Genomic DNA, 25,514 nt, shown 5'->3' on the forward strand with positions numbered 1-25,514 from the left:
GAAAAGAGGCGACGGCCGCCGCTCATCGCCGCACACCCTCCGCCTCGCCGAGCCGCGCGAGCTCGGCCGCCGTCGGCGCCCCCTCCCAGTCGCCGGACGACAGGCACGCGAAGGCCCCCGCCGCCACCGCCCGCTGCACCCGCTCCGCGAGACTCGCCTCCTCCGGCCGCAGGCTCAGGTACCCCGCCACGAAGGCGTCCCCGGCGCCCACCGTGTCCACGGCGTCGACCGTCACGGCCGGGAGGTCGAGGCGATCGCGGCCGTCGTCCGCGAAGGCCCCGGCCGCGCCGCGCTTGATGACGACCTCCCGCGGACCGAGGGCGCGCAGACGCTCCGCGAGCTCACCCGGCGTCGCCGCGCCGACCAGGATGGCGGCTTCCTCCTCGCCCGCGAAAAGCACATCGGCGGCCGCGGCGAGGTCACGGTAGGCGGCGCGCGCGTCCCGGCCGCGCCAGAGCGCGGCGCGATGGTTGACATCGAACGAGACGCGGGCGCCGGCCGCCCGGGCCCGCCGCGCGGTGTCCTTCGCGCAGGCGAAGGAGTCGGGGCCGAGCCCGGCGAGGATCCCGGTGAGGTGGACGACGTCCGCGGTGGCCAGGAGCGCGTCCGGGACGTCCGCCGGTGCGAGCCCGGAGGCGGCGCTCCCCGCGCGCCAGAAGGTCACCGTGGCCATCCCCGTGGTCCGTCGGTGCTTGTGCATGATCCCCGTCGGGCGGTCGCTGCGGCGAGGAGCATGGACCGTCACGCCCTCCGCCCGCAGCTCGCGCGCGATGAGATCGCCGAGTGGATCGTCGCCCAAGAGGCTGACCCAGCTCGCGCGTGCTCCCAGGCGCGCCAGCCCGATCGCGACGTTGCTCTCCGCGCCGCCGAAGCTCAACGTGTGCGCCCGCGCGGAGTCGAGGGGGCCGGGCCGGTCGTTCGTGACCACACCCATCGCCTCGCCGACCGTGACGACGTGGAGCGGTGGGAGGGTCACGCGGCGCGTCCGCGGGCGACGGCCGCGAGCGCCTGCTCGGCGCGCTCGCGAAGGGCGACGAGACTGCCGCCGGCGAACGCATCGCCCAGGAGCGGGCCGCCCAGGCTCACTGCGATGCAGCCGGCGGCGATCCACGCGGGGATCTCGTCCAGCGCGATGCCGCCCGAGGGCAGCGTTCGCACGTCCGGGAAGGGTCCGCGCAGTTGCCCGATGTAGTCGGGGCCCACGGTCGCGGCCGGGAAGATCTTCACCGCCGCCGCGCCGAGTCGCCACGCGGCGTCCACCTCGGTCGGCGTCATCGCGCCCGGGTAGACCGGCACCTCCCCCGCGGCGGCCGCCTCCGCCACGCCGGGCATGATCCCCGGCGAGACGAGGAAACCGGCGCCGGCGTCGATCGCGGCACGCGCCTCGTGCTCCTCCCGGACCGTCCCCACGCCGATCTCCGCCTCACCCGCCGCTGCGATGAGTCGGGGCAGGGTGGCGATCGTGCCCGGGGTCGTCAGGGTCAGCTCGATGCAGCGGACGCCGCTCTCGGCGAGGGTCCGCACCACCGGTCCGTACAGGCTCGCATCGGGTGCGCGGAGCACGGCCAGCACGCCGGTGCGGGTGAGGGTGTCGGACGGGGTGGGGCGCATGATGGTCTCCTGCGGTCGGTCGCGCGGGGCGGTCAGGGGGTCGCGGTGGCGAATCCAGGGCGGGTGCCGTAGCGGCCGAGGGTGTCCTCGTCGAGGGTCACCCCGAGTCCGGGCGTCGCGGGGATGTCGAGGCGGCCCTCGGCGTCCAGCGTCCAGCCGCCGTGGATGAGGTCGTCGACGTAGGCCGAGCCCGTCTTGTACTCGACGAGGTCGGTGGCCGAGAGGGCGGAGGCCAGCTGCAGGTCGGCCGCGAGCCCGATGCCGGTGTTCCAGCCGTGCGGGATGAGCCGGATGCCGCGGTCCTGCGCCGCCCACCCGATCCGGCGGGACTCGCTCAGTCCGCCGCCCTTCGTCGTGTCAGGCTGCACGATGTCGAACGCGTGCCGGTCGAGGTAGGGCTGGAAGCTCTGGCGGCGGGTGAGCACCTCTCCGCCCGAGATGCGGACGGGGGACGTCGCGCGGAGCTCCGCGAAGCCGTCGATGTCGTCCGGGGCGAGCGCCTCTTCGAACCAGGCGACGTCGTAGTCGGCGAGCATCCGGGCGGTCCGCTTCGCCCAGGCCCTGTCGCCCGGGAAGAAGGCCTCGGATCCGCCGGCGTCGACGGCCAGCAGTCGATCGCCGACCGCGGCCCGCGCGGCGGCGACGGTGGCCTCGTCGGTCGCCGCGTCCACGCGGCCGAACTTCCACCAGCCGATCTTGAAGGCGGAGAAGCCGGTCGCGACCAGCGCCTCGAGATTCTCGGTCATCGGGCCGGCCTCGTCCATGAGGACCGACGCGTACGGGCGGACGCGGTCGCGGTGGCGCCCGCCGAGGAGTCGTCCGACGGGCTGGGAGGCCGCCTGGCCGGCGATGTCCCACAGGGCGATGTCGATCGCGCTCGTCGCGTGGGTGAGGGATCCGCCGCGTCCCATCCAGAAGGCGGTCTGGTGCAGCGTCTCGGTCAGGCGCTCGACCTCCTGGGGGTTCTCGCCGATGAGGTGCGGGGAGAGCAGGTCGATGGCGCCGCGCACCAGGGCCTCCGAGGTGAAGGCGCTGCCGAGGCCGACGATGCCCTCGTCGGTGTGGACCGCCACGAGAGTGTGCACGATGTCGTCGGGCTGCAGCTCGTGCGACCATCCGCCCTCGGGTGTCGCACCTCGCAGTCCGCACGTGTCGATTCGGGTGATGCGCATGAAGACCTTCTAACCGTGATGAGGGAAAGGGAGCCCCTTCCGAAACCGAAGATAGTCGATTGTCGACAACTGGGCAATCTGTGGGTAATGTCTGTTCCTGCACCCGTCAGCGGTGCGACGAGAGACCACAGCGTTGTGCACGACGGCAGCGCGAAGGCCCGAACCCGAAAGGCATCACAATGAAGTTGACGCGTATCCTCACCGGCCTCGCCGTGGCCGCGACGACCGCCCTCGCCCTCACCGCGTGCACCTCGAGCGGCGGCGCGGGAGCAGGCGGCCAGGAGAGCACCCTCACGAAAGTCCTCGAGAAGAAGACGCTCGTCGTCGGTGTGTTCGCGGACGCCCCGCCCTACGGGGTCATGAAGAGCTCGGGGGAGTACGAGGGCTTCGACATCGACGCCGCGCAGGCGCTCGCCGCCTCCCTGGGGGCGGAGATCGAGTACGTGTCCACCACGAACGCGAACCGCATCCCGCTGCTGGAGACCGGCAAGGTCGACATCGTCATCGCCGCCCTCACCAACCTCGACGAGCGTGCGCAGAAGGTGGCCATGTCCCGTCCCTACGCGGCGGAGGGCCAGGTCGTCCTGGTCCCGGCGGGGAGCGACATCACCTCGTACGACGACCTCGCGGGCCGCAGCGTCGCCGCCACCCGCGGCAGCGTACCCGCCACCATCCTCGAGAAGCGCTTCCCGGAGGCCGACGCGAGCCTGTTCGAGGCGGTGGCCGACTCCATCCAGGCCCTGCGCAGCGGCAAGGTCGACGCCCTGATGGAGAGCAACTCCGTCGTCCAGGGCATCCTGGCCGACTCCGGCGACGAGTTCGTCGTCGTCGACGCCCCGCAGCTGAGCCCGTCCGTGGTCTCGATGGGGCTGAAGCAGGGCGACCAGCTGTGGCTGAACTACGTCGACAACTTCATCCGGAACTACAACATCAGCGACGCGGCGAACGACTCGTACAACGAGTGGCTCGGCACCGACGTCCCCGAGCTCATCAAGTAGCGACCTCCTCGGCTGCCCCGCCCCGGGCGGGGCAGCCGGAACGGACAACTCATGCAACTCTTCTTCGGGGACCTCATCCCCCATGCGCCCGAGCTGCTCGCCGGCCTCGGCATCAGCATCCTCATCACCCTCGCGGCCGTGCTCATCGGGTCGCCGCTGGGCGTCGGCGTGTACCTGCTGCGCGCCTCCCGTCTCCCCGTGCTCCGCGCGATCGGCGCCGCGTACGTCGAGGTGATCCGGAACACCCCGCTGCTGCTGCAGCTGTACCTGATCTACTTCGCCCTGCCGTCGGTCGGCGTCAACTTCGATCCGATCACCGCGGGCATCCTCGCCCTCAGCGTCAACAACTCCGCGTACCTCGCGGAGATCTACCGCGCCGGTTTCGAGGCGATCCCGCAGGGGCAGATCGAGGCGGCGGACGCCCTGGGTCTCTCGCGACGGACGACGTTCCTCCATGTGCGTCTCGTGCCGGCCCTGCGCAACGTCTTGCCGTCGCTGACGAACCAGGTGATCCTGCTGTTCCTCGCGTCCTCCATCGTCTCCATCGTCGCGGTGCCCGAGCTCATGCACGTGATGATGGGCATCACGACGAGCACCTTCCGCACGATCGAGACGTTCGTCGTCGGCGGCCTGCTCTATTTCCTCGTCGCGTTCCTCATCGCGGGGGCGTCGCGTCTCCTGGAGACGCGCGGCATCCGCTGGAAGGTGGCCTGATGTTCACGTCGTTCGATCTGCCCGATCTCCTCCTCATCCTCCAGGGCGCGTTCGTGACGCTGCAGATCTGCCTTCTGGCGGTGGTCCTCGGCGGGGTGGTCGGCATCGTCTCCGGCATCCTCGCGGCGAGTCCGTTCGCCCCGCTGCGCTGGATCAGTGCGATCTGGGTGGGGGCGATCCGCGGGGTCCCCGTGCTGCTCATCATCTTCTTCGTCTACTTCGCCCTGCCCCTGATGTCGCCCGGCAGCAACGTGCCGGACTACTGGGCGGCCGTGATCGCCCTCACGATCTTCGCCTCGGCGTACATCAGCGAGATCGTCCGCGGCAGCATCCAGGCCCTCCCGCGCGGTCAGTTCGAAGCGGCGCAGGCGCTGGGCCTCTCCTGGCCGCAGCAGCTCCGGTTCGTGGTGATGCCGCAGGCAGCGCGCATCATGGTGCCGCCGGGCATCGGCTTCCTCGTCGTGCTCATCAAGGACAGTTCGCTGGTGGCCGTCATCGGCCTGATCGAGCTCACCCGGGCGGGCAACATCGTCGCCTCGCAGACCGGTCAGCCCATCCTCGCCTACCTCGTGGTGGGGGCGGTCTACTTCGTCATCTGCTTCGCCCTCTCCGTCGCCGGCCGCCGCTATGAACGCCGACTCACCATCCACGCGCGCCCGCCCCGGGTGGAGGACGCGCTCACCCCCTCCCGAGGAGACTCGAAATGATCACTGTCACCGACCTGCGGCTCAGCTTCGGCGCCACGGAGGTGCTGCACGGGATCACGTGCGACGTCGCCGAAGGCGAGGTCGTCTGCATCATCGGGGCGTCCGGCTCCGGCAAGAGCACCCTGCTGCGCTGCATGAACGGACTGGAGACGCCCAGCCACGGCAGCGTCGAAGTGAACGGGCACCTGCTCACCGCGAAGGAGCGCCGGGCCGACCTCGCCGCCGTCCGCCGCGACGTCGGCATGGTGTTCCAGCAGTTCAACCTCTTCCCGCACCTCACGGCGCGGGAGAACGTCACGCTCGCCCCGCGCAAGGTGCTCGGCATCGGGGCGTCGGAGGCCGCCGCGCGGGCCGACGCCCTGCTGGCGAAGGTCGGCCTGGCCGCCAAGGCCGACGCCTACCCCGGCAACCTGTCCGGCGGACAGGCCCAGCGCGTCGCGATCGCCCGCGCCCTCGCGATGCAGCCGCGCGTGATGCTCTTCGACGAGCCCACCTCGGCGCTGGACCCCGAGATCGTCGGCGAGGTCCTCTCCGTGATGAAGGGGCTCGCGCAGGAGGGCATGACGATGGTCGTCGTCACGCACGAGATCGGCTTCGCCCGCGAGGTCGCCGACCGCGTCATCTACATGGACGACGGGCGCATCGTCGAGAGCGGCACCCCGCAGCAGCTGCTGTCCCACGCGCAGACCGAACGGGCGCGGGCGTTCCTCGGGAAGGTGCTCTGACGTCGTGATCGACCTCCTCATCCGCGGAGCGACCGTCATCGACGGCACCGGGGCGGAGCCGTTCCCGGCCGACGTCGGGATCGTCGGCGATCGCATCGCGGTCGTCGCGCCCGATGCCGGCATCGCCGCGGCCGCGGAGCTCGACGCGGGCGGCCTCCTCCTCACCCCGGGGCTCATCGATCCGCACAGCCACAGCGACTGGTCGATCCTGGGCAACCGCGATGCGCTGAGCACGGTGCACCAGGGGGTGACGACCGAGGTCGTGGGCAACTGCGGCGTCACGTACGCGCCGATCGCCGACGGCGACGAGGAGACCGCCCGCCGAGCGCTCGCGGCCTTCGGCTACGACGGCGAGGTGCGCTGGCGGTCGTTCGCCGACCTCCTCACCGTCGTGCACGACGGCGGCACGGCGCAGAACCTCGCCTGGTTCGTCGGGCACACGGGTCTCCGTCGCGCCGCCGAGCGGACGGAGGGCGACCTCGTGCGCACCATGGAGCGGCATCTCCACGAGGCGCTCGACGCCGGCGCGCTCGGTTTCAGCTCCGGTCTGGAATACGGGGCGGGGCGCAACGCCTCGACACCGGAGCTGGAGGCGCTCGCCCGTGTCGCGGGACGTCATGACGCCATGTACGCCAGCCACATCCGCAACCGGGACACGGCGCTCGCGGAGGCCGTGGCGGAGTTCTTCCGCGTCGTCCACGCCGGGGAGCTACGCGCGCAGCTGTCGCATCTGAACGTGCGACACGACACCGGCGCGCACGAGGGGGCGTGGGAGGAAGCGGTGGCACGGCTGGAGAGCGAGCGTCGGTCCGGGGTCGACGTCCTCGCGGACATGACCCCCTATCCCGACGGCATCGGACTCGCCGCGGGACTGCTGCCCGACTGGCTGCTCTCGGCGGGGGAGGAGGCCGCGGCCGACGCCCTCCGCGACCCGGCGGTGCGTGCGCGGGTGCGTGCGGACGCCGACCGGTACTGGCGCTTCGTGCACAGGGGCCAGTGGGAACGGGTCCGGCTGGCGGTGAGCCCGGCCACCCCCGACTGGGAGGGGCTGATCCTTCCGGAGATCGCGGCGGCGAACGGGACGGACGAATGGGACGCCTACTTCGACATCATGGCGGCGTCGGGTGGCGACCTCGGAGCCGTGCAGTTCATGGGAGCGCTGTTCCATCCCGACCACGTCGCCGAGGCGGTGCGCCATGAGCGCTTCCTCCTCGGCGTGGACGGCTTCACGTCCCGTCGGGACGGCGTCCTCGGCGCCCGGACCCCGCATCCCCTGTTCTTCCACGGCTCCCAGCACTTCCTGAGCCACCATGCCCTGCGCGCGAGGACTCTCCCCCTGGAGGCGGCCGTCCACAAGATGACCGGCGCGGTCGCGCGGCACTTCCGCCTCCGCGATCGGGGCGTCGTCGCCGACGGGGCCTTCGCCGACCTGGTCCTGTGGGACCCCGAACTGCTGCGGGCGACGGACACCTTCGTCCTGCCCGAGACCTACGCCACCGCCGCCCGTCACGTCTGGGTGAACGGCACCGCGGTGGTCTCGTCGGGAGCGCGCACCGTGCACCGACCCGGAATCCGACTGGAGAGAGCCGATGTCCTCTGAATACTCATCCGCCGTCGCCGGCGCCGCGCCCGAGCGCCGCCGTCGCAGGAGCGCCGCCACGACGCCCCCGCCAGGGGAGAGCGGACGTCTCACCCCCGCTGTGACCGGGTTCGCGGTCGCGGCTGCGGTCGGCGGCTTCCTCTTCGGCTTCGACACGGCCGTCATCAACGGCGCGGTCACCGCCATCGAGAACAACCTCGGACTGGACGCCGTCGGTCTGGGCGTCGTGGTCGCCGTCACGCTCCTCGGGGCGGCGGTGGGGGCGCTCGGCGCCGGGTGGATCGCGGACCGCATCGGACGGCCCCGCACCATGCTCACCGCCGGCGTCGTCTTCTTCGTCGCCGCGATCGGGTGCGGTCTCGCGCAGGGCGTGGTCGACCTCGCGGTGTGGCGGCTCGTCACCGGCATCGCGGTCGGGTTCGCGACCGTGCTCGGCCCCCTCTACATCTCGGAGATCGCTCCGGCACACGTCCGCGGACGGCTCGCCTCGATGCAGCAAACGGCTATCGTGCTGGGGATCTTCGTCGCCCTGCTCTCGGACAGCGGGATCGCGTGGGTGCTCGGCGGCGCGGATGCGGAGCTGTTCCTCGGGCTGCCGGCCTGGCGCTGGATGTTCATCGCGGGGGTGGTGCCGGCGCTGATCTACCTGGTGCTCGCGCTCGTCGTCCCGGAGTCCCCGCGATTCCTCGTGGCGCGTGGCCGGGTGGAGGCGGCGCGTCGGGTGCTGATCCGGCTGCAGCGCGTCGCGCCGGCGGAGGCGCGACTGCTCACGGACCGCATCGAGGAGTCTCTGCAGCACAAGGACGCGGGGCGCTTCCGCGACCTGCTGGACCGGCGTCGGGGGCTCCTCCCCGTGGTGTGGGTGGGCATCGGGGTCGCCGCGCTGCAGGCGCTCGTCGGCATCGACGTCATCTTCTACTACTCCACCTCGTTGTGGGAGTCGGTCGGCTTCGAGGAGTCCGCCGCATTCGGGCTGTCGGTGCTGAGTTCCTTCATCAACGTGGCGGCCACCGTCGTCGCGATCGTCCTCATCGACCGAGTGGGGCGTCGCAGGCTGCTGCTGACCGGCTCGGTGGGCATGTTCGTCAGCCTCGTGATCGTGAGCATCGGCTTCTCCACGGCGCGCATCGTGGACGGGGCGCCCCAGCTGGACGGCGTGTGGGGCCCGGTGACGCTGATCGGCGCGAACCTGTTCGTGGTCGCGTTCGCGGTGTCGTGGGGTCCGGTCGTGTGGGTGCTGCTGGGGGAGATGTTCCCCAACCGGATCCGCGGCGTCGCGCTGTCCGTGTGCGCCGCGGCGAACTGGCTCGCGGGCGTGGCGCTCAACTTCTCGTTCCCCAGCCTGCGGGACGTGTCGCTCCCCGGCAGCTACGCCCTGTACGCGGTGATGGCGGCGCTGTCGTTCATGCTCGTGTACTTCGGGGTCCGTGAGACCAACGGCCGCTCGCTCGAGGAGATGGGGGCGAGCGCGGGACGCGGCGGGCCGGAGGGCCCGTCGCGATGACGACGTCGCGCCCGGGTGCCGGGGAGCACGCGTCGGACGCGGCGACCGTGCACGTTCTGCGGGCGGGGCGCGCGCGGGCGACGGTCGTGCCCGCGCACGGCTGCCTGATCCATGAGTTCGATCCGGGCGGTGGGGACGTGCTGTGGTCCGACGGCCGTCGCCCGCGCGTGCTCGTGCCCTCGGAACTGACGGGGGAGGAGTCGGCGCAGGAGTTCGACGAGGAGGTGCTGGTCGGCGGATGGTTCCCCATGTTCCCCGGCGCGGGACTGCCGACCCCGTCCACGGCGCAGCACGGATGGGCGCCCCGGGTGCCGTGGACGATGGTCGCGCACGCCGACGACCGCGTGGTGTGCGTCGCCGACGGGCCCTTCCTCGACGGCGGGGTGGCGGAGCTGACCCGCACGATCGCTCTCGAGGACGGCGCCCTCACGGTCTCGACCGTCGTGCGGAACACGGGTTCGGGGGTCCGGTCGTTCACGTGGGGCGAGCACCCCTGCTTCTCTCGCGCGTTCTTCGCTCCGGGGCGCGTGCTGTTCGCCGGAGAGCCGGTCGTCGCCGTGCCGGCGCACGCGGACGGCGGGGCGGGTCATATCGCCCGTCACGGGGTGCATGCCGCCGCCGCGCTCCTCGGGCCCGCCGGCTCGGTCACGCTGAGAGGCGTCGCCGGGACGCTGCCGCACTGGCTGCTGTGGTTCAACCATGCCGCCGCCGACCTTCCGCGCGCGGACACGATCGCGTGGGAGCCGTCCACGGCGGCGGGTCTGGGGCTGGGCGATGCGCTCGCCGCGGGGACGGTGCAGCGCCTGGCGGCGGGCGACGCGTTCCATGCGGTTGTCCGCTGTGAATGGACTTTGTCGACAATCTCCCACACATCGGTACGATGACATGATGAGCGCTCTCTCCTCCCTCCCCGCGGTCCCTGCGGCGTCGCGCCGCGAGCGCGTCGCCGAGATCCTCCGCGAGGCCATCACCACCGGCGACCTGGAGCCGGGGCAGAAGCTGACCGAGCTCGAACTGGCCGCCCAGCTGGGGACCAGTAGGGCGCCGGTGCGCGAAGCCCTGCGCCAGCTCGAGCAGGAAGGCCTCGTCGTCTCCTACCCCTACCGCGGCACCGAGGTGCTCGGCGTCTCCCAGGAGGAGATCGAGAACGTGCTCGTGCCCATCCGCATCGCGCTCGAGCGCTTCGCGTTCGAGAAGGCGATGGCCGTCGTCACCGATGAGGACGTCGCCGCCCTGACCGCGATCATCGACAGCATGGACGAGGCGGCATCCGCAGGCGACCTCGCCCGGCTCGCGGACGACGACATCCGCTTCCACGAGGCCATCGTGCTCCTCTCGGGGCAGCAGCACTGCCTGCAGATCTGGCGCACCATCCAGCCGCGGGTCCGCGCCTACTTCCGTCGCGACGCGAACTACTACGCCGACTCGCATGCCGTCGCGGACCAGCATCGCGAGCTGATCGGCGCGCTGCAGAGCGGCGACCGCGATCACGGCCTCGACGTCATCACGGAGCACATCCGCACCCACTTCTCCGCGACCACCGCTCCGGAGGCCGACCGGTGAGCACGGTCGTCGTCACCGGTGCCGCCGCCGGGATCGGCCGCGGCATCGTGCTCCGCGCCGCCGCGCGGGGCCAGGACATCGCCCTCCTCGACATCGATGAGCGCGCGCTTGCGGACACTGCGGCGGCGGCGCTCGCCGCGGGGGCGTCGTCCGCCCTTCCGCTCCGCTGTGACGTGAGCGTCGAGAGCGAGGTCGACGCGGCCTTCACGACCGTCGCCGAGCGCCTGCCAGCGATCTCCGGGGTCGTTGCGAATGCGGGCATCGAGGTGAGCGAGACGCTGACGTCGGCGAGCGTCGAGTCGTGGGACCGCGTGATGGCGGTCAACCTCCGTGGGACCTTCCTCACGGCACGGGCGGCCTTGCAGCGCTGGCGAGCCGTGGGCACGGGCGGATCACTGGTGTGCGTCTCGTCGCCGTCCGCCTTCGTGGGCTTCGCCGGGGGAGCGAACACCGCCTACGGGGCATCGAAGGGCGGCATCTCCGCGTTCGTGCGGGCCGCCGCGTTGGATGCCGCCCCGGACGGGGTGCGGGTCAACGCCGTCGTCCCGGGCGCCACCGACACCGACATCCTCTACTTCGGCCTGGAGGGGGAGGCGTTGGCCGCCCGCCGCACCGAGCTCGGGGAGGCGGCACGTCAGCAGATCCCGCTCGGCCGGATGGCGCGTCCGGAGGAGATCGCCGACGCCGTCCTGTGGCTTCTCGGCCCGGAGAGCGCGTACGTCACCGGCAGTCACCTCGTGTGCGATGGCGGCCTCCTCGCGAAGAGCGCGAACACCTTCTAGGAGCGAGCCGGTCGGGCCTTCGCGGATAGCCTGGTGCGCATGACGGATTCCGCAGAGGTGCCGACGTCTCGCCCGATGGACGCGTGGCTCGACGCCCTCAGTCGGCCCACCGGCTCGCCGGGAGGGGGCGCAGCATCCGGGGTGATGCTGGGCCTCGCTGCCGCGCTGATGGGCATGGTCGCCGGGTACACCCCGGACGACCCCGCGGTGGTCGAGGGCACGGGCCGGCTCGACGCGGTGCGCGCCGAGCTCCTGGAGGCCGTCGAAACGGACGGGATCGTGTCGGCCCGCTTCGGCGCGGCGCTCGGGCTGGCGTCGGACGATCCCGCGCGGGAGCAGCGGGTGCGGGAGGCGGCTGTCGAGGCGGCGCGGTCGGTGGCACAGCTCGGGCGCATCGGCATCAGCCTCGTCGCCGAGGCCCGTGCGCTCGCCGCGGACGGCAACCCACACCTCGCCGTTGACCTCGCCGTCGCCACGGAGGCTCTGGAAGCGGGGCTGGCGGGGGCGTCCCTGAACCTTCGGGCCAATCTGCGGCTCGCCCGCGTGCACGGGGCATCGGCCGCGATGCGGGCATGGCTCGACGAGGAGGTCGGACGACTGGCTGAGGCGCGGACCCAGGTCGAGGGGATCACGGCGGAGCTGTCCGCGCGCCTCGACTGACGTGGCGCACGAGCGGTCGCTGCATGCGCGTCGAGGAGATCCTCGATGCGTGGGATCTGCACCCGGATGGTCCGCTCCGGTCCCGCGAGGCCGGCGGTCGGCGGGTGGCTCTTGATAGCATCCCGCCCATGAGGACGCCGGACTCCGATGCCACTCGGCCCGAGCACGACCGCGCCGCGATCAAGGAGCGGGTGTACGCGACCTTCACGGGCCTCGCCATCGTGCTCGTGCAGAACTCCAACGTCCAGCACACCAGCGCCCTGCAGGCCACCGTGACCCTGCTCATCGGCATCGTCGCGATCGCGCTGGCGGGCTTCGCCGCCGATCTGGTCGCACACCTCGCGACGCATGGCAGCTTCCCCCGGGGAGCGGACCTGCGCGAGGTCCTGAAGCTCACAGGCACGGCGCTCGGATCGGCGGCGGTGCCGCTGCTCGTCCTGCTTGCCGCCGTGCTGGGGTGGATTGAGCTGCGGACGGCTCTCACCATCGCGTCGATCGTCTACGTCGCGATCCTCGGGCTCATCGGGTACGTCGCCGTCCGCCGGACCGGGGTGAGCTGGTGGCAGCAGCTCATCGCACTGGGCATCCTCGTCGGGCTCGGCGGCGTCGTCGTGCTCGTGCAGCAGCTCGCGCACGGACACTGACGGACACACCCGTTGCGCGGACCGTGCGCATGGTTCATCCTGAACGTGCTGCACGGGCCGGCTTGGGGGGCCTCGACGGTCACGCTGCGGCCGACGGAGCGCCTGCCACTCACCTCCCTCCCCCGGCGGGCGCTCCGCTGCGAGAGCGATCTGCCGCCGTACCGACGCCGTTCGACTCACCCGGGTGATCATCATCCCCGCCCCTGTGATCGTGCGGCCCTCAGGCTTATCGTCGGTGACCAACGGCGGGCTGTCGCAGTCGGAGAACCCGTCACTCGGATCATCGGCGAGATCGAGGGACACCATGCACACGGAGACCACGCGCGCACGCTCGCGGACAGCAGGGGCACTTCTGGCGACGGCCATCGCGGCGGCGATGGTGCTCTTCGGCGCGACGCCGGCGTCCGCTGTGGGATCCCGACCCCGTTCTGCCGCGGGCGGGCTTCTTCACGCAGGTCACCATCACCGGCTCGCAGTACCCGACGAACGTGACGGGTGAGCTCACGACCCTGGCGCCGACTCCCGGCGCGTACCCGGCGACCGGCGCCTCGGTGGAGGCCGTGAGTCCGCAGCTCATCACCATCGCCGACCCCGTCTCCGGAGCGACCGCGTCGGCCTACTGCATCGACTTCAGCACGGAGACCGGCATCGGCGCCGGCTACAACATCGGGGAGTGGGACGCGTCGAACGTGCCCAACCTCGACTACATCAACTACATCCTCAACAACTACTTCCCCTTCAACACCGCGAACCCGCTCTCCGGTCTCCCGCTCTCGCAGCAGGTCGCCGCGGTGCAGAGCGCGATCTGGTACTTCAGCGACGGTTTCGTGCTGGCGACGGGGACCAACGCGACCATCCGGAATGCGACGGCCGCCGTCGTGCAGGCGGCCCTCGACAGCGGCGGCCTCCCGGAGCCGGCTCTGCCGACGCTCGCGATCGACCCCGACACCACCACGGTGCCGGAGGACGGATCGATCGTGGGACCCTTCACGGTCTCCGGAACCACCAGCGGCACGCTCGACGCGGCCGTGGGCGTGGAGGTCTTCCTGGACCAGGCGGGAACCCAGCCCGTTCCCGTCGGCACCGCGGTCGCTGCCGGCACGCAGCTCTGGGCGCGGTGGACCGGGCCGGCTGCGCCGGTGAACGGATTCCGGATCACGGCCCAGGCCTCGCTCACCCAGGGCACGGTGTATCTCTACGACACGGAGTCGTCGGACAGGCCCGCGGCGCAGAAGCTCGTCCTGGCGCAGACCACGACGCTCCCGCTTCGGACCGGCGTGCGCGCCACCCCTACGCGTCCGGGGAGATCAGCGTGCAGAAGATCATCGCCGGAGACGGCGCGGGACTGCAGGACGCCATCACCATCGACCTCGCCTGCACTCCCGCCCCGGCTGAAGGCGTCGTCGTCTCCGCCACGATTCCCGCGGGGGCCACGAGCGCGGATCCCGTCGTCTTCACCGGCCTGCCGGACGGGGCGACGTGTACGGTCAGCGAATCCGCGGACGGCGCCAACGATGCGGTCACGCTCGCCGCGCAGACCATCGAACCGGAGACGGTGACGGTCGACGCGGCCGCGACGGAGCCCGTCGTCGTGACGGTGACCAACACGTACGACCCCGTCGAGATGCCGAGCAACGGTGGCGGCGAGGGCGGCTCCGGGGGGAGCAGTGACGAGGGGGAGGGACTCGCCGCCTCCGGCCCCACACTGATGACAGGCCCGCTGACGGCCGCCGGCGTCGGGATCCTGCTCGCCGGTGCTCTTCTGCGGATCCGGCGTCGGGCGAACGTCCGCTGAGCAGGTGGGGGCGCGACACGGTCGCGCCCCAACTCCGGGATCAGGACCGCGGGGCTTCGTCTCGCTGCGATTCCCCTCCGTCGCCCTCGTTCTCGATGCGGATGCGCCGTCCCTCCTCGATGTCCTTCCGCTCCTTCTCCGCGCGCTTGTCGCTCTGGCGGGTGTCGCGCGCGGGGAGCTGGATGTCGCGTTCGGCCGCGATGCCGGCCTGGAGCTGGCGACCGCGTTCCAGTTCAGCGTCGAACTCGGCGCCGAACAGGAGGGCGAGGTTCGCGATCCACAGCCAGAGCAGGAACACGATGACGCCCGCCATCGATCCGTAGGTGCGCTCGTAGTTGGAGAAGGTGGTGACGTAGAGCACGAAGCCGAAAGTGGCGATGGCCAGCACCACGATCGCCACGAGGGCGCCCATGCTGATCCACCGGAACTTCGGCTGCTTGGCATTCGGGGTCGCGTAGTACAGCATCGCCACGAGGAAGACGACGACGAATAGCAGCAGGGGCCACTTGGCGATGTTCCACGCGAGCTGCACGCCCGCGCCCGCGCCGATCGCGTCGCCCAGCGCCGACACCACATCCCCGGAGAGCACGAGCACGATGGCGACGATCGTCAGGGAGACGACGGTGATGAGCGTGACGAGCAGCTGCATGGGGCGCAGCTTCCAGAACGGCCGCCCCTCCTCGATCTCGTAGATGCGGTTCATCACCCGGCTGAACGCTCCGACGTACCCCGACGCCGACCAGAGAGCGAGGAGTATTCCGAACACGAGCGCGATCCCGGCGCCTGGCGCCTGGGAGATCTGCTCGACGGGCCCACGGAGGGCTTTCGCGGTCTCCGGCGGGGCCACGTCGCCGATGATGCCCAGCACCGCGTCGGCGGCGGCCCCGCCCTGGCCGAACACGCCGAGCAGCGAGAAGACGGCGATCATGGCGGGGAAGATCGAGAGCACCGCGTAGTACGTGAGGGCCGCCGCGCCGTCCATGCACTGGTCGGCGGAGAACTCCCGGACGCTCTTGACGAGGACGTACTTCCACGACCGCTTCTGCAGATCGGTCGGGCTGTCCGGCTTCTCGTCGTGCTCGGGCGGTGGAGCGGACGCGGATCCGCTTCGTGCTGTGGCTGCCTTCGACATGGTTCCTCCTCGCGTCGGCGCGAGCGCTGCTCCCGCGATCCAGTCCTATGAGGAGAGGAGGTGTTCCGGCACGGGGGTTGCGCGAACCCGAGTCGAGGGGGATCCTCTGCCGGCGGAGGGTCATGCGGCCGGGTACGTGACCACCGCGTCCGCGCGGACGACGGCGCCGCCGCTGAGCTCCGCCCTATCGACGTGCCCCGGACCGAGGATATGGCGGACGACCTCGTCCCGCGCGAGGAGGTGGTCGGCGATGATCCGTCGATGGCATCGCCACCACACGCTCTCCGAGCACATGACCGTGACGCGCCGCGCGCGACCCTCGGCGCGGAGCTCATCGAGGGCGCGTCCGAAATCCGCGGACAGGGCGTGATCGGCGTAGTTGTGGAAGCTGCGGTTCTGCCACCACGCGTTGGTCTCGAAGGGCACGTCCCTGCTCACCGGGCGTCTACCCGTCAGCGCCTCTTCGCGACGGTAGGCGATCCCCGCGTCCTGCAAGGAAGAAGCCAGCGCGTCCTGGTCGAACTGCGGGTACCGCTTCGAGCCGGGGAGACGCCGCACGTCGACGACACTCTCCACGCGGCTCTCCTGCACGAGCCCGAGGAACTCGTCGATCGTGCGGGTGGAGTGCCCGATGGTGAAGAACGGCTCAGACATGAGGCGACCGTAGCCCACTCGTCCCCATCCACGGACGACCCTTGCCCTGCCGCGGTCCCCGCCCCTACGGTGAGGTGACGGGTGGGAATCCGCACCCGGGGCGGGGGCCGTTCGATGAGAAAAGTCCGATTCGGAGTTCTGGGCGTGCTGCTGGCCGCGGTCGTCGGCATCGGTGGTGCTCTTCCCGCCGTCGCCGCCGAACCCACTGCTCGGCTCTCGCTCTTCAAGGCGATCGAGAACCTCGACACGGGGGCCAGTCTCGGAGACCGCACCCTGTGGACGATGCACGCGGTCAACGTGGCCACGGGGGAGACCTTCACCGGCGACGGCCTCAACGGCATGCAGTCGCGCCTCATCCCGCCCGGCACCTACCGCATCTTCGAGACCGGCGGCGTAGCCGGGTACGCCTTCTTCTCCTGGAACTGCGACGGCGACGTGACGACGCAGCCGGAGCGCACGATCACCATCACCACGAACCAGTCGATGACGTGCACGGTGCAGAACAACGCGATCCGGAGCAGCCTTACGCTCGTCAAGAACGTGCAGGGCGGGGGCGCGGCCCCGTCGGAGTGGACGCTGCGGGCCCAGGGACCGTCGACCATCGAGGGGGCGGGAGGCTCCGCTGCGGTGCAGAACCAGCCGGCACGGATCGGCACGTACACGCTGAGCGAGTCCGGTGGACCGGGGAGCTATGTGGCAGGACCGTGGACGTGCGAGCGGCGGGATCTGACGACCGGCGCGATCACCGCCGTCCCCGTGGCCGGTGATCAGTTCGAGATGACCCTCGGCGGCGCGGTGACCTGCCAGATCACCAACACCGGGGATCTGCCCCACCTGACGCTCGTCAAGGAGGTCGTCGATCCGGCGGCGACCGGATACCCGCTGGCCGCCCCATCCGACTTCGTCCTGACCGCGAGCGGACCCGAGCGGATCTCCGGCCCTTCCGGGTCGGACGCCGTCGACCACGCCTCCATCGACCCCGGTGCCTACACGCTCGCCGAGAGCGGTCCCGCCGGATACAGCGGTGGCGCGTGGACCTGCGTCGACGCCACGAGCGACGGCGGGATCGACGGGGCGCTCCTCTATGTGCGCGAAGGCTCCGACATCACCTGCCGCATCACCAACACCTTCGCGGGCGGCTGGCTCACCCTCGTCAAGAACGTGGTGGGCAGCGACCAGCCGCCGTCCGACTGGACCCTGACGGCCACCGGACCGGAGACGGTGACCGGTGCCTCGGGATCCGCTGCGGTCACCCGCGTCCCGGTGCCGGTCGGCGACTACGCGCTCGCCGAGGCGGACGGACCCGCCGGGTACGCGGCCGGGCCGTGGTCGTGCACGGGCGGCGCCCTGGCGACCGACACCGTGACCGTCGGCGCCGGAGCGGACGTGACCTGCACGGTCACGAACACCCTCGAGGTCGGCCAGCTCACTCTCGTGAAGAACGTCGTGAACGCCGGCGGCGGTCCCCTCACCGCGCAGGACTGGGAGCTCACCGCGACATCCGCCGACACCGTCATCAGCGGCGTCTCCGGCTCGGGCAAGGTGAGCTTCGCGGCGGTGGCTCCGGGGACCTTCACCCTGTCGGAGGCGAGCACCGCTCCGGAGGCGGGCTCCTATGTGAGCGAGGGCTGGTCGTGCGTCGATGACGAGGGCACTCCCGTCGGCTCCGGCGACACCGTCGAGGTCATGCCGCTGGAGAGTGTGATCTGCACCGTCACGAACCGGTGGACCCAGTCGACCCTGACGCTGCGCAAGCAGGTCGCCTCCGCCTTCGGCACGCCGGCGCTGCCCTCGGCGTGGACCCTGACCGCGACCGACGGTGCCGCCACGGTGTCGGGGCCCGCCAATTCCCCCGCCGTCACGCAGGCGGCCGTCGCCCCCGGCGCATGGACGCTGAGCGAGCAGGACGGCCCCACCGGCTACGATCCGCTCGGCTGGAACTGCTCGGGGGGGACGGTGACCGGCGACGTGGTCCAGGTGCCGCCCTCCGCAGACGTCGTGTGCATCCTCACCAATGCATCGATCACGCCGAGCCTGACTCTCGTCAAGCAGGTCGTGAACGGCGAGCGCGGACGCGCGGTGCCCGGCGACTTCGAGCTGAAGGCCCGCGGCCCGGGCAACGCGGCGCTCTCCGGCCCCAGCGGCTCGGAGTTCGTCACCGATATGCAGCTTCCGCCGGGGGAGTACATCTTCTCCGAGGACGGCCCGAGCGGCTATGAGGGTGAGTGGTCCTGCACCGGCACGACCTGGGACGGGACCACGGCGACGCTGGGATTCGGAGAGGACGCGATCTGCACCGCCACGAACACCTTCGTCGGCGGCACTCTGACGCTCCGGAAGACCGTCGTCGGGGATGGCCCGGGAGCCCCGGCCGGGCCCGCCGACGCCACGGACTGGACGCTGCGTGCAATCGGTGGCGGGGAGTTCCCGCGCCCGCGCATCGAGGGAGCGTCCGGCGAGACGGCGGTGACCCTGGCTCCGCTCGGGGCCGGTGCGTTGCGGCTCTCGGAGCGGGCGGTCGCGGGCGCGCCCACCGCGGACTACCGCAGCGACGGCTGGGAGTGCACGGGGGGCGTGCTGGAGGGCGACGTCGTCCAGGTGACGGCAGGGGTCGACACCGTGTGCACGGTGACGAACGTCTACGACCCCGGCTCCGGTCCCGACCCCGAGCCGGAACCCGAACCCGAACCCGAACCCGAGAATCCGGATCCGGGCACGGATGTCGACCCCGGGACGGCGACCGGGGCGGACGGCGGGGCGGCCTCCGACCTGGCCACGACGGGTCTCGCGCCGGGGCCGACCGCGGCGGCAGGCGCCGGTGGTCTGCTCGTGCTCCTCGGTGCCGGACTCCTCGCGGCGCGGCGGCTTCGGCGCACGCGGCACGGGCATCCCGGATCGCGCTGATCCGACCCCTCCGCCCACGCACGGCGGGTCCGCCCTCGAGAGGACGGGCCCGCCGTGTCGAGGCTCAGCCGGCGGCCGGTGCGATCTCGTTCGGCGTGACCTCCAGTTCGGCGCTCGCGAGCACCTCGCCGGTGGTGAGGTCGACCGCGTGCACGCTGTCCGCGGCCGGCTCGGTCACGTACGCGATGTCGCCCGCGACGACGATGGCGGGGTGCGGGTCCTGCCACTCGGCGGGCCCTTCCCACGCCTCGATGACCGGGTAGGAGTCGGTGATCTCGCCGGTCTCCGGGTCGAGCACGTGGATGGCGCCGTCGGCGCCGAGGATGTAGGCCAGGTCGCCCGGGCCGCGCGCGACGTCCCGGAAGGTGTACTCGGCCCCCTCGGGCAGGGACACGACCTCGGACGTCATCGCCGCGGTGTCGATGAGCGTGACGGCGCTCAGCAGGTAGCCCTCGGCGTCGGGATCGTTCTTGTAGTCCCCGACGATGATCGGGCTCGTCTCGCTCACGTACGCGTTGCCCATGCGGCCGTACGGCTGGTCGGGAGCGGCGAGCTTGGTGATCTCGCCGTCCTTGTACACGAGCGCGCCGTCCTCGCACCCGAAGACGACCACCTCGTCGGCCGCAGTCCCTTCGCCGTGGACGCCGGGGCACTGGTCGGACGAGGCGATCTCCGTACCGTCCGCATCGCGCACGACGATGCCGCTGCGACCGTCCGCATCGCCCACCGTGGTGAGGAACGTGCCGTCCTCCAACAGCACCGAGACGCCGTGGTGCGCCTCGACGCCGTCGACGGTCTCCACCGCCGGGAGACCGCCGTCGCCGAGGTCGGCGGTGTCGAAGATCGTGGTGTCGCTCGTGCCGTCGGCGTAGAGGATCGTCTTGCCACCGTGGCGGACGACATGGCCGGGGGTGTCGGCCGCGAACACCGTGTCGGTCAGGACCGCCTCGTCGGCTGACCCGGCCCCGGTGTCGAGCACCTGGAAGCCTTCGCTCATCGTCACCATGACATGGCGACCGTCGCCGGCCGGGTTCAGGCGGGTGAACGGCTCGGAGTCGAAGTCGGCGACGGTGTCGAGGGTCTCGCCGTCGAGGACGAGGATGCCGCCCTCATACGAGATGGCAACCCGGGGGCCGGCGTCCGGTTCCGGGGCGTCGCTCGCGGCGGAGCCGGCTCCAGCCGTGGTCGAGCAGGAGGCGAGCGTCACGGCGGCGCCGAGGGCGACGGCCCCGACCAGCGCCCGGCGCAGGGGGAGTGTCTTCATGCGGTGCTTCTTTCTTGTGAGGGATGGTCTCAGCGGGTGAGACCGGAGGTGATGCGCTCGGTGTTGACGCGCATCATGGTCAGGTAGTCCGGTGCGCCGCCGTCTTCGGCGGTGAGCGACTCGGTGAAGAGCTCGATCACTTCGATGTGGACGTCGGCCTCGTCGGCGAGCGCCTGGACGAGGCGGTCGGGGGAGGAGGACTCCGCGAAGACGGCGGGCACGCCCGTCTCCTCCACGGCACCCACGAGATCGGCGAGGTCGGAGGCCGAGGGGGCCGCGAGCGTGGTGCCGCCCGGGATGACGGCACCGACGACCTCGAAGTCGAAGCGGTCGGCGAGGTAGCCGAAGACGTGGTGGTTGGTCACGAGCGCCCGACGGTCGTCGGGGATCCGGGCGAACGCGCTCGTCATCTCGTCGTCGAGCGCCGTCAGCTCCTCGCGGTAGCCGGCGACGTCCGCCGCGAGGGTGTCGGCGTCGACCCCGTCGAGCGCGGCCAGGGCGGGCTGCAGGGCGTCGACGACGTCGATCATCCGCGCCGGATCGGTCCAGAAGTGGGAGTCCGGCATACCCGCGGCATCGCCGTCGCGGTAGTCCAGGACCTCGATCGCGTCGCCCGCGACGAAGGACGGCACCTCGGCCGCGACGGCCGCGTCGAGATGCTGCTGCAGGCCCTCCTCGAGCCCGAGCCCGTTGGAGACGAGCAGGTCGGCGTCCCGCAGCGTGGCGGCCTCCTGCGCCGAGATCTCGAACGAGTGCGGGTCGGCGTTCGGCTTCATGAGGGTGACGACGCGAGCCTGATCGCCGATGAGCTCGCCGACCACATCGCCCAGGATGTTCGTCGAGACGACGACCACCGGCCGCGTATCGGCGGGAGGGGCGCAGGCGGTCAGAGCGGCGGCGGTGAGCGCGGTGAGAACCGCGGCGAGGGGTCGCAGGAGGCGCATGTCAGCGTCCCGTCTCGGCGACGAACGCCGGAGCGTCGGCGGTATCGAAGGTCCGCGCGAGGCGGGCGTCGTCGGCGTAGTCGATCTCGAACAGCCGGTGCTCCGCCGGGCCGCTCAGATAGGCGCGGTGCTGATCGGCGATGAGGGCCGGAGCCTCGCCCGCCGCCAGCGATTCCGCCACCAGCGGGGTGGTCTCCGCCCGCACCGTCCCGTCGAGCGCGCTGAGCACGAGCACGCGTCCGTCCTGGGTCAGCGCCAGGAGGGTGTCGTCCTCATCGCCGACCGCGGTGACCTGCGCGAGGGGAGTGGGGGCGGTGAGCACCGTCCAGGCCTGCGCGCGGGTGTCGAGGACCCGGATGTCGGTCGGTCCGGCGAGGCCGGCGACCGTGGGGCGCCCTTCGCGGTTGTGGAACGCGGACACGGCTCCGGCCGGCGCTCCGTCCGGGTACGGGATGCGGTCCACGGTGAGCGCCCCGGCTTCGACACGGGCGAGCAGGGCACCGTCGGCGCAGCCGATGACCGCCCCGACCCTGGTCGTGATCGTGCCGGTCGGTGCGGCGCAGTCCTCCCGGAGGCCGGTGCGCTCGCCGTCCGCCGTGTAGCCGACGACGACTCCGCCCGCCTCCCCGTCGGCCTCGGTCACCAGTGCGAACGACCCGACCGGCACCACCAGCCCCTCGTGCGGGGAGCGCTCGATGCGGAACAGCTCACGGATCTCCCCCTTCGACAGGGCCTCCGTGTCGAGGAGGACAGCGTCTCCGGATCCGGAGAAGGAGATGCCGGTGCCGCCGGTGGTCGAGCTGTTCGTCGTCGCGACCGTCGCCGCGCCGTCGCCCTCCACCGTGCCGAGCAGGGCGGGATCGGCGCGGTAGTAGTGGAAGTGGTCGACGTGGTCCCACGTCCAGACGCCGCTGTCGACGACCTCGACGCCGTCGCCGGTGTCTGCGAAGAGGTACCGGCCGTCGGTCGTCATGCCCTCCGGGGCGGCCACCGTGCCGATGTCGGTGACGCTCTCGTCCAGGAGGTCGAGGTGGGTGACCCGACCCTGCGCGTCGATGGTCGTGAGTCCGAGCTGCGGTTCCGCGACCTCTTCCGCTCCGGCGATCGCGCCGTGGCCGTCTCCGGCGGAGGAGGAGGTGGCGGGGCTCTGCGCCGCGGGCCCGGCACAGGACGCGAGGGGGAGAGTCAGGGCGGCGACGGTGATGAGGGGAAGGAGGCGGGAATGCACGAAGAGCCTTTCGGGACGAGTCAGGAGGCGGCGACAGGGACGGGAGGGGCGATCGGCCGTCGGGTTCGCACGGCGACCCGCGCCGCCCAGGACAGACCGGCGAGGCTGATCGCGGCTGCGGCGACGGACGCTCCCGCGGCGGTGGCCGCATACCAGGACGCGAGGAGACCGGCGAGGACGGCAGCCACGCCGAAGGCGCACGCGAGCGCCATCCGCGTGGGCAGGCGCGACGTCCACTGTCCGGCGGCGACCGCGGGGGCGAGGAGCAGACCGACGACGAGCAGCGAGCCCACCGCCTGGTACGACGCCACCACCGCGAGGGTCACCAGTCCGACCAGGGCCGCCTGAGCCCACCGGGGGCGGAGCCCGAGCACCGTCGCGATACGGGCGTCGAGGGCGAGCGCGACGAACGGCCGATGGCAGAGGGCGGCGACCGTCACTCCCACGACCGCGGCCGCGGCGAGCAGGAGGAGGTCGGCGCGGGTGATCGCGAGGATGTCGCCGAAGAGGATCGCCGTGGCATCCGTGGCGAAGCTCCCGGAGTGGGAGATGACGATCACCCCCAGGGCCAGCATCGCGACGAAGAGCAGTCCGATGCTCGTGTCGTAGGAGAGCCGGGCGCGTCGTTGCAGGGCGCCGATTCCGATGCTCATCGCGACGGCGCTGACCGCCCCGCCGACGAGCACGGGTGCCCCGAGCACCGTGGCCAGCGCGACGCCGGGCAGCATTCCGTGCGCCAGGGCCTCACCGAGGAAGGCCATCCCGCGGACGACGACCCAGGTGCCGACGACCCCGCAGAGGACCGCGACGAGAGCGCCGCCGATGAGTCCGCGCTGGAAGAACTCGAGCGTGAACGGGGTGAGCAGGGCGGCGAGCGAGGGGGTCACGGAACGCGAGCCTATTCGTAGTTGAGAATGATTATCAAATTCATAAACTGGAGACATGACGAGAACCCTCCGTGCTGCCGACGGCGCCCTGCGTCTCGACGGCGTCTCCGTCCGGCTCGGCGACCACGAGGCCCTGCGCGGCGTCACCTTGGAGGTGGAGGCGGGTGAGTTCGTCGTCGTCACCGGTCCGAACGGCGCGGGGAAGTCGACGCTCCTGGAGGTGGCCGCCGGGGTGCGCTCACCGACCAGGGGGCGGCGGAGTGCGACCGGGCCGATCGCCTTCGTGCCGCAGCGCGCCGCAGTGCCCCCGGGCCTTCCGCTCACCGCGCGAGACGTCGTGACGGTCGGGACGTGGCGTCGGCTCGGGGCCTTCCGCCGGCGGGATCGGCGGGCGCGTGCGGCGGTGGCGGCGGCGATGGAGCGCACCGCTGTGTCGGCTCTGCAGCGCCTGCCGTTCGCGACGCTGTCCGGCGGCCAGCAGCAGCGTGTGCTCCTGGCTCACGGGCTCGCGGGGGAAGCAGGCGTCCTGCTCGTGGATGAGCCGACGACGGCCCTGGACGCCGCATCGGTCCGTCGCATCCGGGCAGTGCTGCGGGAGGAGGCGGATCGCGGGGCGGTCGTCCTCTGCGTCACACACGATGCTACCCTGATCGCCGATGCCGACCGCGAGGTCGCGCTCCGCGACGGCATGAGGCTCTCTGCGTCGCGCTGAGGGGACCAGCCGCTCAGCGGAGCGCGATCAGAGGCCGTGGCCCATGTCGAAGTCGGAGAGCGCGGGGACCTCGATGTCGCCGGGAGACGACGAGTCGCTCCGCGGCTTCGGGAACAGGCGGTGGGCCTGCAGTTCGTCGACCTCGGCGGAGAAGTCGGGATCAGGTTCCCCGGTGTGGTGGGGGCTGACGAGCACGTCGTTGCCGACGCCGACGAGGAGGTCGGCCCAGTCCTTCTCGCCCTCCAGGAGGATCGGGATCTCGACCGCTTCGGACTCGCCCTCCCTGGCGATGGCGGCGGCCAGGGCGAGCAGCGTCTCCGCGACGTCGTCAGAGGTGATGAGCTGCTGGCCGGCGTAGGAGACGAGTTTCATGCGGGCATCATCGCCTGCCCGCCGCCGTCGCGCACGGGGGTTGCGCTCGCGGGCGAGAACGGTTAGGTCGCTCCGCCTTCGAGTATCTAACTGGGTGAGGTACCGCACGTCAGCGCAGGTAGGCATCGACGAGGAGGGCGCCACGGATGTCGCGGAGCCGGTCGACCAGCCGGGTGATGCCGCTCGCACCGAGGGAGGTGAGCGGGAGGTCGAAGGGCCCGAGGGGCTCGAGCTTCCCCATCCGCACCCGCACGACCTCCCAGCCGGCGCCGCGCACCGCGCGATCCTTCCGGCGATCGGTCTCCTCCCTCTTCCCGACGTGCTCCAGCCCGTGTCGGCCGACCGTGTCGTACTCGATCGCGATCCGCAGTTCCGGGAGCAGGATGTCGGGCCACACCTCCGTATGCCGGAAGAACGGCCGCGCGACCTTGATCGCGTTGACGTCGTCGGGGAACACCAGTCGCGCCGCCAGTGCCTCCCGCAGCTTCCCCTCCGCCGCCGAAGCCGGCTTCGGAGCGCACGCGCTCAGGAACGCCGTGCCCGTCGGCAGCGCGGGAGTCTTCGTGCACAGCGCCGGCGCGGGCTTCTTCGGGCGAGCGGGGAGTGCCCGCGCCTCTCCGAGGATCACGGGCTGCGGACGCGCCAGCGCCGCGCATTCGGGGCACCAGGACGAGCGCCGTCGCACCCGCCCCGGGCGTTCGCGCTGCTCGGTCGGCGTCGCCGCGAACAGATGGCCGACGGCGCATTCCCAGCAGAGCAGCACATCGGCCGCCAACGGGATCTGCGAGAGCGTGATGCCGTGGTTGAGCTCCGGGTGATACTGCCGGATGAGCTCGGGGTAGGCCGCCCACGCCGCCCGGTAGGTGCCGACCGCGTAGGGCACGTCGAGTCCGCGCGAGAACTGGCGTCTCGCCCACCACTGCTGCACGGGCTCGGGCACGA

At 71.7% G+C, this 25,514-nt stretch carries 25 protein-coding genes and 2 pseudogenes; 16 read left to right on the forward strand and 11 right to left on the reverse strand.

Annotation, left to right across the window (positions count from 1 at the left end):
- Window positions 1-22: 22 nt before the first annotated feature.
- The 3 genes from B7W94_RS07660 to B7W94_RS07670 are packed head-to-tail and all read right to left on the reverse strand — an operon-like array spanning window position 23 to window position 2,783.
- Window positions 23-976 (reverse strand): sugar kinase, encoded by a 954-nt coding sequence (locus B7W94_RS07660; RefSeq protein ID WP_085605716.1) that lies wholly within the window; start codon window positions 974-976, stop codon window positions 23-25.
- Window positions 973-1,611, reverse strand: a complete 639-nt coding sequence (locus tag B7W94_RS07665) for a bifunctional 4-hydroxy-2-oxoglutarate aldolase/2-dehydro-3-deoxy-phosphogluconate aldolase (RefSeq protein ID WP_085605718.1) — start codon at window positions 1,609-1,611, stop codon at window positions 973-975. The genes B7W94_RS07660 and B7W94_RS07665 overlap by 4 nt, the downstream gene beginning before the upstream one ends.
- Window positions 1,612-1,643: 32 nt before the next feature.
- The gene (locus tag B7W94_RS07670; protein ID WP_085605720.1) at window positions 1,644-2,783 is read right to left on the reverse strand and encodes a mandelate racemase/muconate lactonizing enzyme family protein; all 1,140 of its coding nucleotides are present in this window, start codon (window positions 2,781-2,783) and stop codon (window positions 1,644-1,646) included.
- Window positions 2,784-2,962: 179 nt separating this feature from the next.
- On the opposite strand from B7W94_RS07670, the gene B7W94_RS07675 reads away from it, so the two are divergent.
- The 14 genes and pseudogenes from B7W94_RS07675 (at window position 2,963) to B7W94_RS07735 (ending at window position 14,475) form a co-directional block, all read left to right on the forward strand.
- Window positions 2,963-3,781: a transporter substrate-binding domain-containing protein gene (locus tag B7W94_RS07675; protein ID WP_085605722.1), complete on the forward strand. Its 819-nt coding sequence runs from the start codon at window positions 2,963-2,965 to the stop codon at window positions 3,779-3,781.
- A gap of 51 nt (window positions 3,782-3,832) precedes the next feature.
- Window positions 3,833-4,495: an amino acid ABC transporter permease gene (locus tag B7W94_RS07680; RefSeq protein WP_085605724.1), complete on the forward strand. Its 663-nt coding sequence runs from the start codon at window positions 3,833-3,835 to the stop codon at window positions 4,493-4,495.
- Window positions 4,495-5,202 (forward strand): amino acid ABC transporter permease, encoded by a 708-nt coding sequence (locus B7W94_RS07685; RefSeq protein ID WP_085605726.1) that lies wholly within the window; start codon window positions 4,495-4,497, stop codon window positions 5,200-5,202. The genes B7W94_RS07680 and B7W94_RS07685 overlap by 1 nt, the downstream gene beginning before the upstream one ends.
- A complete protein-coding gene (locus B7W94_RS07690; protein WP_085605728.1) occupies window positions 5,199-5,927 on the forward strand; it encodes an amino acid ABC transporter ATP-binding protein in 729 nt (242 codons plus the stop codon). Before B7W94_RS07685 ends, B7W94_RS07690 begins: the two co-directional genes overlap by 4 nt.
- Window positions 5,928-5,931: 4 nt before the next feature.
- On the forward strand, window positions 5,932-7,527 hold the full coding sequence (locus tag B7W94_RS07695) for an N-acyl-D-amino-acid deacylase family protein (RefSeq protein WP_085605730.1): 1,596 nt from the start codon (window positions 5,932-5,934) through the stop codon (window positions 7,525-7,527).
- Entirely contained in the window at window positions 7,517-9,031 is a 1,515-nt protein-coding gene (locus tag B7W94_RS07700) for a sugar porter family MFS transporter (RefSeq protein ID WP_085605732.1), read from the forward strand. Before B7W94_RS07695 ends, B7W94_RS07700 begins: the two co-directional genes overlap by 11 nt.
- Entirely contained in the window at window positions 9,028-9,915 is an 888-nt protein-coding gene (locus B7W94_RS07705; RefSeq protein WP_085605734.1) for a hypothetical protein, read from the forward strand. Before B7W94_RS07700 ends, B7W94_RS07705 begins: the two co-directional genes overlap by 4 nt.
- Before the next feature lie 4 nt (window positions 9,916-9,919).
- A complete protein-coding gene (locus B7W94_RS07710; RefSeq protein WP_085605825.1) occupies window positions 9,920-10,594 on the forward strand; it encodes a GntR family transcriptional regulator in 675 nt (224 codons plus the stop codon).
- Window positions 10,591-11,376: an SDR family NAD(P)-dependent oxidoreductase gene (locus B7W94_RS07715; protein ID WP_085605736.1), complete on the forward strand. Its 786-nt coding sequence runs from the start codon at window positions 10,591-10,593 to the stop codon at window positions 11,374-11,376. Before B7W94_RS07710 ends, B7W94_RS07715 begins: the two co-directional genes overlap by 4 nt.
- Window positions 11,377-11,415: 39 nt before the next feature.
- A complete protein-coding gene (locus B7W94_RS07720) occupies window positions 11,416-12,036 on the forward strand; it encodes a cyclodeaminase/cyclohydrolase family protein (RefSeq protein ID WP_085605738.1) in 621 nt (206 codons plus the stop codon).
- A 128-nt stretch (window positions 12,037-12,164) separates the two neighbouring features.
- Window positions 12,165-12,680, forward strand: a complete 516-nt coding sequence (locus tag B7W94_RS07725; protein WP_085605827.1) for a hypothetical protein — start codon at window positions 12,165-12,167, stop codon at window positions 12,678-12,680.
- Window positions 12,681-13,240: 560 nt separating this feature from the next.
- Window positions 13,241-13,552: pseudogene (locus B7W94_RS18545) on the forward strand (thioester domain-containing protein); the annotation flags it as partial.
- Window positions 13,553-13,992: 440 nt separating this feature from the next.
- Window positions 13,993-14,235: pseudogene (locus B7W94_RS18550) on the forward strand (DUF5979 domain-containing protein); the annotation flags it as partial.
- On the forward strand, window positions 14,236-14,475 hold the full coding sequence (locus B7W94_RS07735) for a hypothetical protein (protein ID WP_085605743.1): 240 nt from the start codon (window positions 14,236-14,238) through the stop codon (window positions 14,473-14,475).
- A 40-nt stretch (window positions 14,476-14,515) separates the two neighbouring features.
- On the opposite strand, the gene B7W94_RS07740 is transcribed toward B7W94_RS07735, so the two are convergent.
- Together B7W94_RS07740 and B7W94_RS07745 are read right to left on the reverse strand one after the other, a co-directional pair.
- On the reverse strand, window positions 14,516-15,607 hold the full coding sequence (locus B7W94_RS07740) for a YihY/virulence factor BrkB family protein (RefSeq protein WP_085605745.1): 1,092 nt from the start codon (window positions 15,605-15,607) through the stop codon (window positions 14,516-14,518).
- A 120-nt stretch (window positions 15,608-15,727) separates the two neighbouring features.
- Window positions 15,728-16,261: a DUF488 domain-containing protein gene (locus tag B7W94_RS07745; protein ID WP_025102556.1), complete on the reverse strand. Its 534-nt coding sequence runs from the start codon at window positions 16,259-16,261 to the stop codon at window positions 15,728-15,730.
- Between the two features lie 114 nt (window positions 16,262-16,375).
- Between B7W94_RS07745 and B7W94_RS07750 the strand changes: the two genes are divergently transcribed.
- Window positions 16,376-19,165: a hypothetical protein gene (locus B7W94_RS07750; RefSeq protein WP_139833288.1), complete on the forward strand. Its 2,790-nt coding sequence runs from the start codon at window positions 16,376-16,378 to the stop codon at window positions 19,163-19,165.
- Window positions 19,166-19,229: 64 nt separating this feature from the next.
- Here the strand turns inward: B7W94_RS07750 and aztD are convergent, their stop codons facing one another.
- From aztD to aztB, 4 genes are read right to left on the reverse strand one after another with little or no spacing between them, the layout of a single operon-like run.
- Window positions 19,230-20,429, reverse strand: a complete 1,200-nt coding sequence (aztD, locus tag B7W94_RS07755; RefSeq protein WP_085605749.1) for a zinc metallochaperone AztD — start codon at window positions 20,427-20,429, stop codon at window positions 19,230-19,232.
- Between the two features lie 29 nt (window positions 20,430-20,458).
- A complete protein-coding gene (gene aztC / locus B7W94_RS07760) occupies window positions 20,459-21,373 on the reverse strand; it encodes a zinc ABC transporter substrate-binding protein AztC (RefSeq protein WP_085605751.1) in 915 nt (304 codons plus the stop codon).
- Between the two features lies 1 nt (window position 21,374).
- The gene (locus B7W94_RS07765) at window positions 21,375-22,601 is read right to left on the reverse strand and encodes an ABC transporter (protein ID WP_085605753.1); all 1,227 of its coding nucleotides are present in this window, start codon (window positions 22,599-22,601) and stop codon (window positions 21,375-21,377) included.
- A gap of 20 nt (window positions 22,602-22,621) precedes the next feature.
- Window positions 22,622-23,488, reverse strand: coding sequence for a zinc ABC transporter permease AztB (aztB, locus tag B7W94_RS07770; protein WP_253247406.1), 867 nt, complete (start codon window positions 23,486-23,488; stop codon window positions 22,622-22,624).
- A 55-nt stretch (window positions 23,489-23,543) separates the two neighbouring features.
- On the opposite strand from aztB, the gene B7W94_RS07775 reads away from it, so the two are divergent.
- Window positions 23,544-24,200, forward strand: coding sequence for a metal ABC transporter ATP-binding protein (locus tag B7W94_RS07775; protein ID WP_085605757.1), 657 nt, complete (start codon window positions 23,544-23,546; stop codon window positions 24,198-24,200).
- 27 nt (window positions 24,201-24,227) lie between these two features.
- Here the strand turns inward: B7W94_RS07775 and B7W94_RS07780 are convergent, their stop codons facing one another.
- Both B7W94_RS07780 and B7W94_RS07785 read right to left on the reverse strand, forming a co-directional pair.
- Window positions 24,228-24,572, reverse strand: coding sequence for a hypothetical protein (locus tag B7W94_RS07780; protein WP_025102549.1), 345 nt, complete (start codon window positions 24,570-24,572; stop codon window positions 24,228-24,230).
- Between the two features lie 109 nt (window positions 24,573-24,681).
- On the reverse strand, window positions 24,682-25,512 hold the full coding sequence (locus tag B7W94_RS07785) for a zinc-ribbon domain-containing protein (protein WP_085605829.1): 831 nt from the start codon (window positions 25,510-25,512) through the stop codon (window positions 24,682-24,684).
- Between the last annotated feature and the right edge of the window lie 2 nt (window positions 25,513-25,514).

This window comes from Microbacterium sp. LEMMJ01, from assembly GCF_002114135.1.
Classification (GTDB): domain Bacteria; phylum Actinomycetota; class Actinomycetes; order Actinomycetales; family Microbacteriaceae; genus Microbacterium.

What these genes read in the sequence shown, in the direction of transcription:
- B7W94_RS07690 (WP_085605728.1), top strand. Translation starts at nt 5,199, where the DNA reads ATGATCACTGTCACCGACCTGCGGCTCAGCTTCGGCGCCACGGAGGTG.
- B7W94_RS07685 (WP_085605726.1), top strand. Translation starts at nt 4,495, where the DNA reads ATGTTCACGTCGTTCGATCTGCCCGATCTCCTCCTCATCCTCCAGGGC.
- B7W94_RS07710 (WP_085605825.1), top strand. Translation starts at nt 9,920, where the DNA reads ATGAGCGCTCTCTCCTCCCTCCCCGCGGTCCCTGCGGCGTCGCGCCGC.
- B7W94_RS07775 (WP_085605757.1), top strand. Translation starts at nt 23,544, where the DNA reads ATGACGAGAACCCTCCGTGCTGCCGACGGCGCCCTGCGTCTCGACGGC.
- B7W94_RS07750 (WP_139833288.1), top strand. Translation starts at nt 16,376, where the DNA reads ATGAGAAAAGTCCGATTCGGAGTTCTGGGCGTGCTGCTGGCCGCGGTC.
- B7W94_RS07665 (WP_085605718.1), bottom strand. Translation starts at nt 1,611, where the DNA reads ATGCGCCCCACCCCGTCCGACACCCTCACCCGCACCGGCGTGCTGGCC.
- B7W94_RS07700 (WP_085605732.1), top strand. Translation starts at nt 7,517, where the DNA reads ATGTCCTCTGAATACTCATCCGCCGTCGCCGGCGCCGCGCCCGAGCGC.
- B7W94_RS07675 (WP_085605722.1), top strand. Translation starts at nt 2,963, where the DNA reads ATGAAGTTGACGCGTATCCTCACCGGCCTCGCCGTGGCCGCGACGACC.
- aztD (WP_085605749.1), bottom strand. Translation starts at nt 20,429, where the DNA reads ATGAAGACACTCCCCCTGCGCCGGGCGCTGGTCGGGGCCGTCGCCCTC.
- B7W94_RS07705 (WP_085605734.1), top strand. Translation starts at nt 9,028, where the DNA reads ATGACGACGTCGCGCCCGGGTGCCGGGGAGCACGCGTCGGACGCGGCG.
- B7W94_RS07720 (WP_085605738.1), top strand. Translation starts at nt 11,416, where the DNA reads ATGACGGATTCCGCAGAGGTGCCGACGTCTCGCCCGATGGACGCGTGG.
- B7W94_RS07745 (WP_025102556.1), bottom strand. Translation starts at nt 16,261, where the DNA reads ATGTCTGAGCCGTTCTTCACCATCGGGCACTCCACCCGCACGATCGAC.
- B7W94_RS07670 (WP_085605720.1), bottom strand. Translation starts at nt 2,783, where the DNA reads ATGCGCATCACCCGAATCGACACGTGCGGACTGCGAGGTGCGACACCC.
- aztC (WP_085605751.1), bottom strand. Translation starts at nt 21,373, where the DNA reads ATGCGCCTCCTGCGACCCCTCGCCGCGGTTCTCACCGCGCTCACCGCC.
- B7W94_RS07740 (WP_085605745.1), bottom strand. Translation starts at nt 15,607, where the DNA reads ATGTCGAAGGCAGCCACAGCACGAAGCGGATCCGCGTCCGCTCCACCG.
- B7W94_RS07680 (WP_085605724.1), top strand. Translation starts at nt 3,833, where the DNA reads ATGCAACTCTTCTTCGGGGACCTCATCCCCCATGCGCCCGAGCTGCTC.
- B7W94_RS07725 (WP_085605827.1), top strand. Translation starts at nt 12,165, where the DNA reads ATGAGGACGCCGGACTCCGATGCCACTCGGCCCGAGCACGACCGCGCC.
- B7W94_RS07780 (WP_025102549.1), bottom strand. Translation starts at nt 24,572, where the DNA reads ATGAAACTCGTCTCCTACGCCGGCCAGCAGCTCATCACCTCTGACGAC.